This window comes from Streptomyces mabaensis (genome assembly GCF_053763515.1).
Window position 1 is genome coordinate 116660 of record NZ_JBSOPZ010000006.1, and the last position, 13362, is coordinate 130021.

Here is a 13362-nt window from a genome sequence, read left to right on the forward strand (position 1 = left end):
TCCGTCCGCAGACCGCTCCCCGCATCACCTCAAGGCCCTCTCACCCATGGAGAAGAACACCATGCGTTCCACCGCCCTCGCCGCGCTCTGCATCGCGGCCGCCGTCGGCCTCACCGCCTGTGGCACGGACAAGAAGGACAGCGACAGCAGCAAGGTCTCCGGCTCCGAGTGGCAGGAGAAGAAGAAGGAGCAGAAGCCGGAGCCGTTCGCGGACCTGTCCGGCCCGGAGATCGTCGAGAAGGCGGTCAAGGCCACCAAGACTGCCACCTCCCTGCGGATGAAGGGGAACATCGAGGACGCGGACGGCCCGATGACCATGGACATGGCGCTGAACACCAAGGACGAGTGCGCCGGCAAGATGTCGGTCAACCAGGAGGGCTCGCTGGACCTCATCAAGACCGGCGAGACCGTCTACATCAAGTTCGACGAGAAGTTCCTGCGGTCCCAGAGCAAGGGCGAGCCGAAGGCCGAGACGGACGCCGCGGTGGCCATGCTCGCCAATCGCTGGATGAAGACGAAGACCTCCGAGCCCGACGCCAAGGAGTTCGTCGGCGTCTGTGACCTCAACGCGCTTCTCAAGGAGTTCGACGACGTCAACTCCGTGGCGCGCAAGGGCGCGGTCACCACGGTGGACGGCCAGGAGGCGATCACCCTCACGGAGACCGACGGCGACGCGACCCACACCCTGTACGTCGCCACTCAGGGCGAGCCGTACCTGCTGAAGATCGTCTCCACGGGCGGCGACGAGCCCGGCACGATGAGCTTCACCGACTTCAACAAGCCCGTCCCGGCCGAGGCCCCGGCCGACAAGGACGTCGTCGACCTGGCCAAGCTGGGCGGCTGACCGGCGGACCGGCCGACTGACGCGCCGAGGGAGCCGCCCCGGAGGGGGAGGGCGGCTCCCTCGGCGTTCCGGCGTTACGCGGCAGCGCCGCCGAGCACCGCCCCGGTCTCGGCGACCAGCGCCGCGACGTACTCCGCGGCCGGCCGGGGCCGGGTGAGCGCCGCGGCCTGACCGGACCAGAGGTTCACGTAGTCCGGCAGCCCGCGCTCGGCCGCCGCCGTCCGCAGCGGGCGGGTGAGCGTGTACTGCAGCGGATAGGGCGCCACCTCGTGCTCGTGGGCCGCCGTCTCGCGGGTGAAGCGGTTCGGGATCGCCCGGGCGAGCCGGCCGGAGAAGGCACGGGTCAGTACGGTCGTCGCGGCCTCGGGGCCGTGCAGCGCCGCCCGGTGGACCGGGCTCGCACCGGACTCCTCGGTGGCCAGGAAGCCGGTGCCGATCTGCACCCCGTCGGCGCCCAGGGTGAGCGCGGCGGCGACGCCCCGGCCGTCCGCGATGCCGCCCGCGGCGATCACCGGAATCGACACGGCCCGGGCCACCTGCGGGACCAGCGAGAACGTACCGACGAGGGACTCGTTCACCGGGCGCAGGAACGACCCCCGGTGGCCACCCGCGTCGCTGCCGGAGGCCACGACCGCGTCGAATCCGGCCCCCTCGACGGCGACGGCCTCCTCGACGGTCGTCGCGGTGCCGAGGGTGACGATCCCGCGCCGCCGGGCCTCGGCGAGCACTCCCGCGGGCGGCAGGCCCATCACGAAGCTGATGACCGGCGGCCCGGCCGCGAGCAGCGCCTCGGCCTGCTCGGCGAAGGTGGGTGCCGCCGGGGGCTCCTCCAGATGTCCGGCCGGCAGGCCGAGTTCCTCGAACCACGGCCGCAGCAGCGCGGCGTACCGCTCGCGCGCCGCCGCGTCCGGTGCCGGTCCGGCCTCGTCGGGGTGCGGGACCCAGAGGTTGACCGCGAACGGCCGCGAGGTGGCCTTCCGCAGGTCGTCCACCAGCGTGCCGATGCCGTCGGGGGTGAGGATGTGCGCCCCGTACGAGCCGAGGCCACCGGCCTCCGAGACGGCGGCGGCGAGCGCCACGGACGACAGTCCACCGCCGAACGGACCTTGTACGAGGGGGTACTCCAGTCCCAGCAGCGTGCTGAGCCGGCCGTGCTCCCAGGAGCGGTTCGTGGCGTTCATGCGGTTCATGGTGTTCATACCGCCCACGCTAGACGACCGGTCAACTAAAAACCACCGGAATAGTTGACCGCCCGTATACTCGACCCATGGGACGGACCAGCACCGCACGGGAACGCCTCCTCGTCGCCGCCTGCTCACTGATGCTGAGCCGCGGATACGGGACCATCGGCGTCGCGGAGATCTGCGCCCGCGCGGACGTGAAGAAGGGCAGCTTCTACCACTTCTTCGAGTCCAAGCAGGCGCTGACCATCGAGGCGGTCAACACCCACTGGGGCGAGCAGCGCCGGGCCTGGGCCGCGGTGCTCGGCGGCGACGGCCCGGCCGAGACCAGGCTGGAGCGGCTGTTCCAGGAGCAGGCCGCCGGCCAGCGGAGAGCGAAGGAGGAGGGCGGGGCCGTGCACGGCTGCCTCTTCGGGAACCTCGCGCTGGAGCTGAGCACCCAGGACCATGTGGTCCGGGCCCGGCTGGCGGAGATCTTCGACGAGCAGATCGACCTCGTCCACGCGACGCTCGGCGAGGCCGCGGCGGAGGGTGTGATTCCGGCAGCCGCCGCCGACCGCGAGACGGCCCGGTCCGTACTGGCCCAGCTGGAGGGCATGGTGCTGTTCGCCAAGCTCGCCAACGATCCCGCCGTCCTGGACGGCCTGTGGGACCGGACCCGGCCGCTGCTGCGGGCGGCGGCGTAGGTCGGCATATGCCGTCCCAGGACGGCAATCCCGTCCCGCCGGAATCCCACAGGAATCCCGCAGGACTCCCGCATGCCCGGCGGGGGAATCGCTCATAAGGTGGCCGCGAGGGGCGAGGAGGTGAGCGGACGTGGGGCACGGCCGGAGGTACCTCCACGCGATCCGCACCGCGCGTCGCCTCACCACATCGCTCGCCCACAGCTTCACCCCGCGCGGCCGAGCCGCCCGCGACCACCTCCGCTGGCTCAACGAGGCGAGCGTACGGATCGGGACCACGCTCGACCTGTCCACCACCTCCCAGGAGTTCGCTGACTTCACCGTGCCCCGGCTGGCCGACGCCGCCGCCGTCGATCTTCTGGAGTCCGTACTCCAGGGGGAGGAAGGCGCACGCCCCAGCGGTGCGCGCCCGGTCACGCGGGCGCTGGCCGTCTCGGCGATCGACGTACTGGGGTCGCTGGAACCCGACCCGGTGGGCGAGATCTCTTCTTCCCGTCCCACGTACGCCACCCACTGCCTGACCACCGGCAAGCCGGTGCTGATCAAGCGGATCAGGCCGGACGAGTTCGAACGGGTGGCCCCGACCCTCAGCGCGGCCGCCCAGATGCGCAAAGCCGGCGTGCACAGCTACCTGGTGGTGCCGCTGATCGCCCGCGGAGTGCTGCTGGGCGCGGCCGACTTCATCCGCACGGGCAGCCGGCCCGGGTTCACCGAAGGGGACCTCGCACTGGCCATCGAGCTCGCCTCGAAGGCCGCCGTGTTCGTGGACAACGCCCGGATGTACGGGCGTGAGCGCGAGCACGTGGCCAGGCTCCAGCGGAACCTGCTCCCCCGTGCCACCCCGTGCACCCCAGGCCTGGAGGTCACCTCCCGCTACACCCCGACCACCGACCCGGGCGGGGTGGGCGGCGACTGGTTCGACGTGGCGCCCCTGCCGGGCGGCCGCACGGCGCTCGTGGTGGGTGACGTGATGAGCCACGGCCTGTCGGCGGCGGCCACCACGGGCGTACTCCGCGCCGTCGCCCGGACCCTCATGGCGACGGACATGTCCCCCGACCGGATGCTCGCCCGGCTGGACCTCGCCGCCCGTGACCTGGAGGAGGACCAGGTCGCCACCTGCCTGTGTGCCGTCTACGACCCGGCCGACGCCAGTTACACCCTGGTCAGCGCCGGTCATCCGCCGCCGCTGCTGATCGCTCCGGACGGCACCGCCGAGTATGTGGACGTGCCCGTCGGCGCTCCCATCGGCGCCGGCGTCATCCCGTACGACCCGTTGCGCCTGACCGTTCCGCCCGGGAGCCGGCTCGTGCTGTACACCGACGGGCTGATCAAGTCCCGCACGGACGACATCGACGTCCAGCTGGGGCGGCTGCGCGAGACGGCCGCCCGGATGGGGCCGTCCGAGCTGGATTTCTGCGCCCTCAGCGATTTCGCACCGGCCGGCGCCGCCCGGTTCGACGAGGCCGTCATTCTGGTGGCGGCCGCGCTGCAACCGCTGGGCGGAACGGATCTGCACGCGTGGGACCTGCCCGGCGACGGCTCGGCGGCGGGCGCGGCCCGCAAGTTCGTCAGGGACCAGCTGGACAGCTGGCAGCTCGGCGAACTCTCGGACGTCACCGAACTGGTGGTCAGCGAACTCGTCGGGAACGCGCTGCGGTACGGGGGCGGGCCTGGCCGGCTGCGCCTGATGCGGCACGACCGCCTGGTGGTGGAGCTCGCCGACACCGGGCCGGACCTGCCCCAGATCCAGCACGCGTCCCTCAGCGACGAGGGCGGCCGCGGTCTTCAGCTGATCAACATGCTCTGCCGGCGCTGGGGTTCGTGCCGGACGCCGTCCGGCAAGATCGTCTGGGCGGAGCAGGACATTCCGGCCGTGCCCTGAGGCCTGTCTCCGGCGGTGCCCTATAGCGTGTGCCGTACCCACACATTGGGCTCGACATAGACGGCGTACCCGCGCCCGGCCTCGCAGTGCACGGGCACCAGCGCCCCCGGTACCTCCACCGGACCGTCGGTGTCGAAGGGCAGCCCGGTCCACTCCCGCCACTGGCCGAGCGATCCCGAGACGGTCATCGAGGCGGGTGCCACCGCTTCGATCACCCCGCCGGCGCGGACGTGCACCCGCAGCCACGGGTCGTACGGCAGTCCGTCCTCGCGGGTGCGGTGCGCGTACTCCTCGATCGACGCGCCCGCTTCCCGGTGCTTCGCGCTCGGCCGGACCGGTGCGACGACCTCGCCGAAGCCGCGGGCCCGGGCGTTCTCCCGCAGCGCGGCGAGCACCCGGCCGGAAATCCCCTTCCCCTGAAGGCCGGTGGCGACCGTGATCTCGATCGCGCTGACTGTGTCCGGGACGACGCCGTGCCGCAGGTCGGAGAAGGCCCACAGCAGCACCTGGTCCCAGCCGCCCGCGGGCAGTTCGTCGCGACCGTCCTTCTTCAGCGCGAAGGGCACACTGAACGCGCGGGCCACGACCTCGTCGTTCTCGTCCGTCGTGACGAGGACGTACTCGGGCAGTTCGGCGACGATCCGCCCGATGAGCAGCCAGCCCACCGGATCCTGGAGCATGAAGGCGGGCCAGGTGTCGAGCATCCGCCACATCGGCCCCTGCAGTTCGGGCCGCTCGGCGAGGGTGGTCGTCGTCAACTCCATCCGCGCAGGCTAACGAACCCGCCCCCCGGGTCCCAACGGGTTTTCACCCGCACTGCGCCAGCATCATCCGCTTGTCGGCCGCAGTCACCGGCAGGTCGTACTTGAGCGCGACCTGCGAGAACCGCACCGCGTACGCGCAGCGGACCGGCTTGTTCGGCGGCAGCCAGGAGGCCGGGCCCGAGTCGCTCTTGGCGCTGTTCGCCGGGCCCGACACCGGGAGGAGGTTCAGCGGATCGTTGGCGATCTGCTCCCGCTTGCCCTCGTTCCAGCGGGCCGCGCCCATCTGCCAGTCGTAGGACAGCGGCATGACGTGGTCGATCTGGACCTCGGAGGCCTGCTGCTTGCGCCACGCGATGGCCCTGCCGGTGTAGGGGTCCTGGAGGGTCATGGAGACGACCACACAGTCGGAGCCGGACCGGTGCGTGATGTCCTGCCCGTCCCTGGCCAGAAGATCGTTTCGGGTTATCTCTATACCCTTCCTGATTGCGATGCACATGAGGCACAGCAGTAACCAACTCCTGTCCCTCGCCGTTATCAGTCATGCCATGAGGCACATGAGTGACATCGGAGACAGGAAGCAGATCCATGACGTTATGCACGGAGAAGGCCGTCTCGCCCACCACCGGCGAGACCACCTGGCTCCTGGTCGACGAGGAGACGTACGCGCCCCACCCCGAAGCCCGTGAGTTCTCCCTGTACCTGCGCGGAGCCGGGCGGTCACCGCAGACACAGCGCGCGTACATCCCCAGAATCGGCCACTACCTCAATTGGTGCGCAGAGCGGGGTACCGACTGGAGGACCGTCCGGCTCGGGGACATGAGTCTGTTCAAGTTCCACGTTGAGCGGACACCGACCCGGTACGGGCGGCCTCCGTCCGGCAAGACGGTCAACGCCACGCTCACTGCGGTGTGTGAGTTCCTCCGCTTCTGCGCGGTTCAGGGACATGTGGGTCACGAAGTCGCCGCGCGTCTCAGCGAGCCGCGCTTCCTCGCCCACGCCCCGGCCGGCTTCGATCCCGGCGAGGGCGGCCAACACCTGATGGTCAAAGCCCGCGTCCTGAAGGCGCCGGAGATCGAGCGGGCACCGCAGACGCTCACCCGAGCCCAGACGGATCAGATCCTCAACGCCGCTCGCACCGCGCGTGACCGGCTGCTGCTGACCGTCCTCCTGGAAGCCGGCCTCCGCATCGGCGAAGCCCTCGGACTGCGGCGCGAGGACATGCATCTACTCCCCGATTCCAGCCACCTCGGCTGCCGGATTGGTGGCGCGCACCTGCACGTCAGGCCTCGGCAGGACAACGTCAACGGGGCACGGGCCAAGGCCGGGCGCCCTCGCATGGTTCCGCTGACGCCAGAGGTGGTGCATCGGTATCGCGATCATCTCGCCGAGCGTGAACAGGTGGCCGGCTCCGCCGCCTGTGACTACGTCTTCGTCAATCTCGTCGGCGTGCACGCGGGACGGCCCCTGTCGTACTCCAACGCCAAGCAAGTGGTCGAACGGATCGGGAGACGCTGCGGTCTGACCGCCCGGCCGCACATGATGCGGCACACGGCCGCCACCCGCTGGATTCGCAACGGGGTCGCGCCGGACGTCGTGCAGACACTCCTGGGCCATGCCTCGTCGGCGAGCACAGCCGTGTATGTGCACGCCCAGGACGAGGATCTCCGCGCGGCCGTCGACAGCCTCGCTCCGGAGCTGCTGCGATGACCATTGCACCTCTCCGCTCGGCTGTCGTTGCCTCGGTCTCCGTTGAACCGGAGTGGCCGTCATGGCTCGCGGCGCGCCTTCCGTCGGGCTGGCGGGCAGATGAGTGGGACCCCGTTCAGGCACTGTTCACTGCCGATCCTGGTAACCCGACGACCAGCGTGTTCGTCTGCTCCGTGGCCTCCTGCACCACCCATGTGGCGAGCAACGGCTCCCGCTGCGACGCCTGCCGGAAAGCCCGATACCTCCTGGGGAACCCTGCGGACTTCGACACCACGCACACCCCGGATCCGTCTCGCCGCAGGCCCAATGCCTCCGCGAACGGGGCGATGCCCGGCGTCTCCCAGTTCTCGCTCGCGGGTGTGAGCCCCGCGGTCCGCCAGGAGCTCTTGTACGGGCTACAGCAGCGCGACGACGCCGGAATCAACCTGGTCCCCCAGCGGGTACGCCGCATCGTGGCCGGCCTCCCCGCCGGACTCGGCTCGCTCCTCGACCTGGACGCCTCCTTCTCCTCCGGGCTTCCAGCCGCGACCTCCGGCGTCCTGAACGGTGTTCTCCAGCACGTCCGACGCGCACGCATCGAGTTCGAGGGCACCGATCCGACCTCGGGCGACGTATGGGAGTGCGCTCTCATCGGGCTGACGGCAGGGCGCGGTCGCAAGTACACCGCTGTCCACGGCGACATCGACTTCCGTCCGGTACGGCAGCGTTGGCTGCGGGAGCTGGTCAAGGAGTACGGCCGCACGGCACGCCCCAACGTCATGGACCTACGGCAGACCGTCTACGCGGCGACCATCGCGTCCTCCGCGCTGGCAGGCCGCCCCCACGGGGATGAGCCCGGGCTCCTCGCCATGGCTGACATGAACGCCGTAGTGGACATGTTCCGAATCACCAAGCGTCCCGAGGACGGTCACGACTACTCCACCAGCCACCGCAGAGCCCTGCTCCGCCACTGGCGCACGTTCCTGGACTACGCCCGTCAGGCCGGGATGATGGATCACGTGCCCGGCGGATTCGCGCTCAACCCCCGCTTCCACAGCATCGCCGCCGCGGAAGTGACCGAGGACGATCTCGGCCGTGCGATCCCCGAGCACGTCATCGCCCAGCTCGACGCGCACCTCGATCTGCTGGGCACCTCGACGGGGTACGCGAGCGGCGGCTGGGCGGCCGCCGACTTCGCGCGGATGTACCAGGTGGTCTACGCGGTCCTCCGGGACACCGGCCGGCGTCCGGGCGAGGTCACCAGCCTGCGCCGCGACTGCCTGGAGCGGGTCGACGGCAAACCGACGCTGATCTACGACAACCACAAACGGCGACGCCACGGCCGTCGGCTGCCGATATCGGAGAGCACCGCCCAGCTGATCGAAACCTGGCAGAAGGAGCTCGATGCGCTACCGGCCGTACCGGCCTGCGCCCAGTGGCTGTTTCCCTCGCCCGGACAGCGCAACCGTCCGCGCCGCGGGCATCTGAACACTTCGCACTTCTGCAACCGGATCTTCCGGAACTGGATCGACGAACTGATCCCAGACCTTGTGGACGACCGGCTCGACGAGGACGGCGCCCCGCTCGCTTACGACCGGACCCAGGTCGTCCCGTACGGCTTCCGCCACGCTTACGCCCAGCGCCATGCGGACGCGGGCACTCGCCCCGACATCCTGCGGGAACTCATGGACCACCGTTCACTGGACGTGACCATGGGGTACTACAAAGTCTCCCTCAGCCGAAAGCAGGAGGCCGTGCGCACGGTCGCGGCACTCGCCGTCGACCGGCACGGAGCAGCCCGCGGATTCGGCGATCCCCTCGCCTACGAGGTGGAAAGCGTCGGGGTTCCCTACGGCGGCTGCACCGAGCCGAGCAACGTCAAGGCCGGCGGCGGGCACTGCCGCATCCGCTTCCAGTGCGCCGGATGCGACTTCTACCGCCCCGATCCCTCCTACCTCCCCGCCCTGGAACAGCAGGTCGCGGACCTGCGAGCCGACAAGGAAGCCGCCCTCGCGATGGAGGCCGCCGCCTGGGTCGTACGCAATCTCGATGACCAGATCCGCGCCTACTCGAAGTCGGCCGACGAGATGCGGCGGAAGCTCGACGCCCTGCCCGCCGAGGAGCGGGCCGCCGTCGAATCCGCCTCACGCGAGCTGCGCAAGGCACGTTCGGCAGCGGCCTTCATCCCTGTGCAGGCGCTGACGACACGGAGCTCGGAATGAAGATTCCTGCTGCTTCCGGCGGCAACGACCGGAGCGCCCGGGTCGAGCGGCTGCGCGTCAGCCGCGCCAAGGACAGCGAAGACAAGACGAGGCGTGCACTCGACGCCGTGGATGCCCTTCTCCGCTCGGGGCGACGGATCACCGTCGTCCAAGTGGCACGGGATGCCTCGGTGTCCACGTGGTTCGTCTACAACCAGCCTCAGGTGCACCAGGCCGTTCAGGACGGCATCTCCGCCCAGCGAACGCGAGGTCGCCAGAACTCCCACACTCCAGAAGCGTCCAAGGTGTCTCCGGCCGGGTTGCGGACGGACCTTGCACTGGCCCGCGAAGAGATCAAGGACCTCAAGAAGGAGCGCGATCGGCTCCGTAACCGGGTCAGGCTATCTCTCGGCGCCGAGTTGGAGGGCGTGAACCAGCACGAGCTGATCGAGCGGGTACAGCAGATCGAGCAGCGGAATACCGCGCTGGAGCAAGCGCTGTCAGAGGCCAGGGATCGGATCGCCGCCCTGGAGAGCCAACTGCGTGAGGCGGAGGACGACCTCACCGCCGCGCGAGCCAGTCTGCGCCGTGCCATGCGGGCTGTTCCGTCCCCGTAGCTCGCGTTCCACCACCACCTGCGGCTGTCCGGCTTGAGTGCTGTCTGCCGGGCAGCCGTGAGAGGCGGAATCAGAATGGGGGATCGTTGAAGAACGAGCCGGTCCGGACAGGCGAGACCGGCTCGGAATCACGCTGCTGAAGGAGTGCGACGGCGTCGTTGACGCGCCCCAGGTCGATGAGGTGGCCGGCAAGTTCGTTGCTGTTCTCGGGGGCGTGCTGTTCGAGAACGGCAACAGCTTCCTCGGGGCGCCCGGCGCCGACGAGCAGCTCGGCGATGTGCGGCGCCGCGTACGAGGTGGATCCCTCGGGGTGGGAGCAGGCCTGTGCGACCGCTGCATCGACGCCGTCGCGGGCGGCGATGAGCGGCAACCGTATCCAGTACAGGTCCCACTCCTCCTCGCCCCCGCGGGCGGCGGCGAGGGCGTCGAGGTGCGCCAGGCCGTCCTCGGGGCGGCCCTGAGCGAGGCACAGGTTGGACCACGTATGCAGGACCCAGTCGTCCCCGTTGTGGGCCTCGGCCAGGACTCGCATCACATCGACCGCTTCGCCCCCTCGGCCATGCCGTGCCAGGAGCTCCGCCAGACGCACCGTGCCGTGGCACCGGAAGTCCTGCGAGTCGCCCGACTGCCGGTACACGGCGATCGCGCCTTCCACGTCACCGCGCTCCTCCAGTGCCTCAGCCAGACGCTGCGCGGCGTGACCGAGACGATCGGTCACCGCGTACGCGCGCAGTTCCTCGATCCGACCGTGTCTCGCCAGCAGGTCGGCCAGCTGATCCCGGTTGTTGACCGAGGTGATGTACCGGGTGCGCAGCAGGGCGATCGCTTCGTCGACGCGGCCCTGGCGTTCGCGGATCGTGACAAGAAGCCCGATGGCGTCGTCGGGGTCGAGACCGTGGCAGCACCATGGACTGTCACAGCGGTGCTGGTCCGGGATACGGGCAGCCAGCAGCGCGGCGATGTCTTCGTCCCGGCCTGCTCCCTCGGCGATGTCGACCAGAGCGGCGGCAAGAAGCCGGTCCTCAATTCCTGCGCTCAGCCGAGTGACTGCCTCGTCCGTACGACCGTGCCGCGCCAGCAGGCGCGCGAAATACTCCAACGGGAGCCCTCCCGTGCTCGCGTACGGCAGGGCCAGCGCAATCGCTTCCTCTGCCCGCCCCCAGCTCTCCAGCAGCTCCGCCTGGGTCCGTGCTGCCGACCACCAGCCAGTGGCAACGTACGGAGAAAGCACCTCCAGCGCCTCGGCTTGCCGACCCTGGTCACTGAGCAGCTGCGCCCAGGCCCGCGCGCAGAACCATTCCCCGCGACGGGCTTGGGCCTCCACCTCTTCACTGTGGCCGATCTCAAGAAGCCGGGAGACCAGGAGTGGAGGAATACACCCGGACAAGGTCCGGGCCTGACGGTCGAGATCAGCAGCGTCCATAACAGCGCACCTTAGCCACCACGTCCGAGAGGGAACCCGCAACGCCGAGGCCGGGACAGCCATGGGGATGCTGTCAGCCCTGGCACTGCTTCAACATCGTCGCCCTGTCCGCCGCCGTCACCGCGAGGTCGTACTTGAGGGCCACCTGCGCGAACCGCACTGCGTACGAGCACCGGATCGACTTGTTCGGCGGCAGCCAGGATGCCGGACCGGAGTCGCGTTTGGCGGAGTTCGTGAAGCCCGAGACCGGCAGGAGATTCAGCACGTCGTTGGCCAGCTGCTGCCGCTTCTCCTTGCTCCAACGTGAGGCACCCATCTGCCAGGCGTACGACAACGGCACCACGTGGTCTATCTGTACCTCGGTGGCCTTGGCCTTCTTCCAGGCGATGTCCTTGCCGGTGTACGGGTCGTACAGGTCCATCGACACGACCACGCAGTCGGAACCCCTACGGAACTCGACGTCCTGTCCATGAAGTTTCAGCAAGTCGTTCCGGGTGTCACAACCGTTCCTCGCCAGCGGCACCCCATCCGCCGTGTCCATCCACGCATAGCCGAACTTGTCCCGTTCGTAGCCCGTCTTCGGCCCACGCCCCTTGACTGTGAGTTTGTCGACGAGCTTGCGCGCGTTCGCCTTGTCCGCCTCCGACGTGAGCGCGGCGAGCCCCGGCTTCGTTCCGTCCGGATTCGTCAGCGGGCTCGCCGCCCGCCCGGCAGCGGCGTCCGGTCCGGATCCCGCGGAGCTTCCGCCCGGCTCCAGACCATCACAGCCTGCGACGAGCGTGACGGCAACGGTGACCGTAAGGACGAGCCTCTTCCCGCGCGTACACAGCGGCCTGTGACTCATGTGCCTCTCACTACGCACAGGCGACCACACCCTGCATACGCTGAGAGAACAGCCCCACCACAGCGCGAACCATAGAGATAATTCGGGTGTCACAGCCGTTCCTGGCCAGCGGTATGCCGTCGACGGAGTCCTTCCAGGCGTAGCCGAACTCGTCCCGGTCGTAACCCGTCTTCGGCCCGCGGCCGGCCGTGCGGACCTTCGTGATGAGCTCCAGCGCGGCCTTCTTGTCCGCCGACGCCGTCACGGGCCCGAGGCCCGGCTTCGTCCCGTCCGGGTTGTCCAGCGGGCTGACGCCGTACCTCCCCGCACCCGGGGCCGCACCGGAGGCGCCGCCGCCCGCGTCGCCGTCCAGCGGCGTCCCGGTGCAGCCGGATACGGCGACGGCGACGACAAGGGCGATGGCCGGCAGGGCGGTTCGGCGGCCACCGGCAGGAAGGGCGAGGCGTATCAAGGCAGTCCGGTCCCGGCGTGAGTGCGGCATGAACCCAGCATCCCAGGCGGTAGCCGCGCACACCTGCCTCAGGCAGTGACGGGATCCAGCTTCCACCCCAGGTCGCCGCGTAAGCGACGAGGTCGGCAGGATCCGACGTGACGACGACATCCGTGTGATGCAGCACCGCCGTCACCACGACCAGGGCATCGACCACGTCCGGGCGCTTTTTGTGCGGCAGTTCGGCCTGGCCGAGCATCCAGCCGGCGCGCTGGTAATCGCTCACGGTGAAGGCCGAGAACACCTGACACTGCGTCAGGAACTCGGCCAACCGGTACTGACGCGGCCCGCCCCGCCAGACCTGTGCGAGCACGGGGCCCGGGACGATGGGCCGGATCCCCCGCGGAGCGCCATGCCGTATGCAGATACCGCAGGTCCCCGCTGCCGCGTCGACGGCGATCAGAGCTCCACGTCATAGACGACCTGTGGCGTCATACGGTCAGTGAGCCCTTGCCGAAGAACCTGCCGAGCACGTCGTCGAGTTCCGCCTTGCGCTCCGCCGACAGGGGTTCGGGCTCGGGCCAGCTGGCAGCGTCGGCAGCCCCATACGCCTCGTTGCTCGCCGCGTCCGCCTCGCGGAAGGCATGACTCGTCGCTTCGTCCTGCTCGACGGCAACCAGCACCCGCGCCTCGATGTACGCGGACATCGTGGCGCCGGCCCGCTCGGCGGCCCGGCGGAGTCGCTCCGCGTCCGCCGGGCCGATCCTGAAGCTCACTTGTGTCTTCGTCACCTGCCGAGCGTAGTCG

The 13362-nt window shown here is 69.8% G+C and carries 11 protein-coding genes and 2 pseudogenes; 6 read left to right on the plus strand and 7 right to left on the minus strand.

Features of this window, described 5'->3' with window-relative positions:
• The first annotated feature begins 46 nt into the window (after positions 1 to 46).
• On the plus strand, positions 47 to 844 hold the full coding sequence (locus ACWV17_RS07450; protein WP_455358989.1) for a hypothetical protein: 798 nt from the start codon (positions 47 to 49) through the stop codon (positions 842 to 844).
• A gap of 74 nt (positions 845 to 918) precedes the next feature.
• Here ACWV17_RS07450 and ACWV17_RS07455 read toward each other — a convergent pair whose 3' ends face one another.
• Positions 919 to 2025 carry an NAD(P)H-dependent flavin oxidoreductase gene (locus ACWV17_RS07455; RefSeq protein ID WP_455359076.1) on the minus strand — a complete coding sequence of 369 codons (1107 nt, stop codon included), beginning with the start codon at positions 2023 to 2025 and terminating at the stop codon, positions 919 to 921.
• 86 nt (positions 2026 to 2111) lie between these two features.
• Between ACWV17_RS07455 and ACWV17_RS07460 the strand changes: the two genes are divergently transcribed.
• Together ACWV17_RS07460 and ACWV17_RS07465 are read left to right on the plus strand one after the other, a co-directional pair.
• Positions 2112 to 2711 carry a TetR/AcrR family transcriptional regulator gene (locus ACWV17_RS07460; RefSeq protein ID WP_455358990.1) on the plus strand — a complete coding sequence of 200 codons (600 nt, stop codon included), beginning with the start codon at positions 2112 to 2114 and terminating at the stop codon, positions 2709 to 2711.
• Positions 2712 to 2841: 130 nt separating this feature from the next.
• Positions 2842 to 4590 (plus strand): ATP-binding SpoIIE family protein phosphatase, encoded by a 1749-nt coding sequence (locus ACWV17_RS07465; RefSeq protein WP_455358991.1) that lies wholly within the window; start codon positions 2842 to 2844, stop codon positions 4588 to 4590.
• Between the two features lie 20 nt (positions 4591 to 4610).
• On the opposite strand, the gene ACWV17_RS07470 is transcribed toward ACWV17_RS07465, so the two are convergent.
• Together ACWV17_RS07470 and ACWV17_RS07475 are read right to left on the minus strand one after the other, a co-directional pair.
• Positions 4611 to 5354: an N-acetyltransferase gene (locus tag ACWV17_RS07470; protein ID WP_455358992.1), complete on the minus strand. Its 744-nt coding sequence runs from the start codon at positions 5352 to 5354 to the stop codon at positions 4611 to 4613.
• Between the two features lie 43 nt (positions 5355 to 5397).
• Positions 5398 to 5817, minus strand: a pseudogene (locus ACWV17_RS07475) (HNH endonuclease family protein); the annotation flags it as partial.
• Positions 5818 to 5939: 122 nt separating this feature from the next.
• Here ACWV17_RS07475 and ACWV17_RS07480 point away from each other — a divergent pair.
• The 3 genes from ACWV17_RS07480 (at position 5940) to ACWV17_RS07490 (ending at position 9858) form a co-directional block, all read left to right on the plus strand.
• Positions 5940 to 7061 (plus strand): tyrosine-type recombinase/integrase, encoded by a 1122-nt coding sequence (locus ACWV17_RS07480; RefSeq protein ID WP_455358993.1) that lies wholly within the window; start codon positions 5940 to 5942, stop codon positions 7059 to 7061.
• A gap of 173 nt (positions 7062 to 7234) precedes the next feature.
• The gene (locus ACWV17_RS07485) at positions 7235 to 9262 is read left to right on the plus strand and encodes a tyrosine-type recombinase/integrase (protein ID WP_455358994.1); all 2028 of its coding nucleotides are present in this window, start codon (positions 7235 to 7237) and stop codon (positions 9260 to 9262) included.
• Positions 9259 to 9858 carry a DUF6262 family protein gene (locus ACWV17_RS07490; protein WP_455358995.1) on the plus strand — a complete coding sequence of 200 codons (600 nt, stop codon included), beginning with the start codon at positions 9259 to 9261 and terminating at the stop codon, positions 9856 to 9858. Before ACWV17_RS07485 ends, ACWV17_RS07490 begins: the two co-directional genes overlap by 4 nt.
• Positions 9859 to 9928: 70 nt before the next feature.
• Here ACWV17_RS07490 and ACWV17_RS07495 read toward each other — a convergent pair whose 3' ends face one another.
• The 4 genes and pseudogenes from ACWV17_RS07495 to ACWV17_RS07510 form a co-directional block, all read right to left on the minus strand.
• Positions 9929 to 11281 (minus strand): hypothetical protein, encoded by a 1353-nt coding sequence (locus tag ACWV17_RS07495; protein WP_455358996.1) that lies wholly within the window; start codon positions 11279 to 11281, stop codon positions 9929 to 9931.
• A gap of 73 nt (positions 11282 to 11354) precedes the next feature.
• A complete protein-coding gene (locus tag ACWV17_RS07500) occupies positions 11355 to 12125 on the minus strand; it encodes an HNH endonuclease family protein (RefSeq protein WP_455358997.1) in 771 nt (256 codons plus the stop codon).
• 82 nt (positions 12126 to 12207) lie between these two features.
• Positions 12208 to 12606, minus strand: a pseudogene (locus tag ACWV17_RS07505) (HNH endonuclease); the annotation flags it as partial.
• A gap of 440 nt (positions 12607 to 13046) precedes the next feature.
• Positions 13047 to 13346, minus strand: coding sequence for a hypothetical protein (locus tag ACWV17_RS07510; RefSeq protein ID WP_455351346.1), 300 nt, complete (start codon positions 13344 to 13346; stop codon positions 13047 to 13049).
• Between the last annotated feature and the right edge of the window lie 16 nt (positions 13347 to 13362).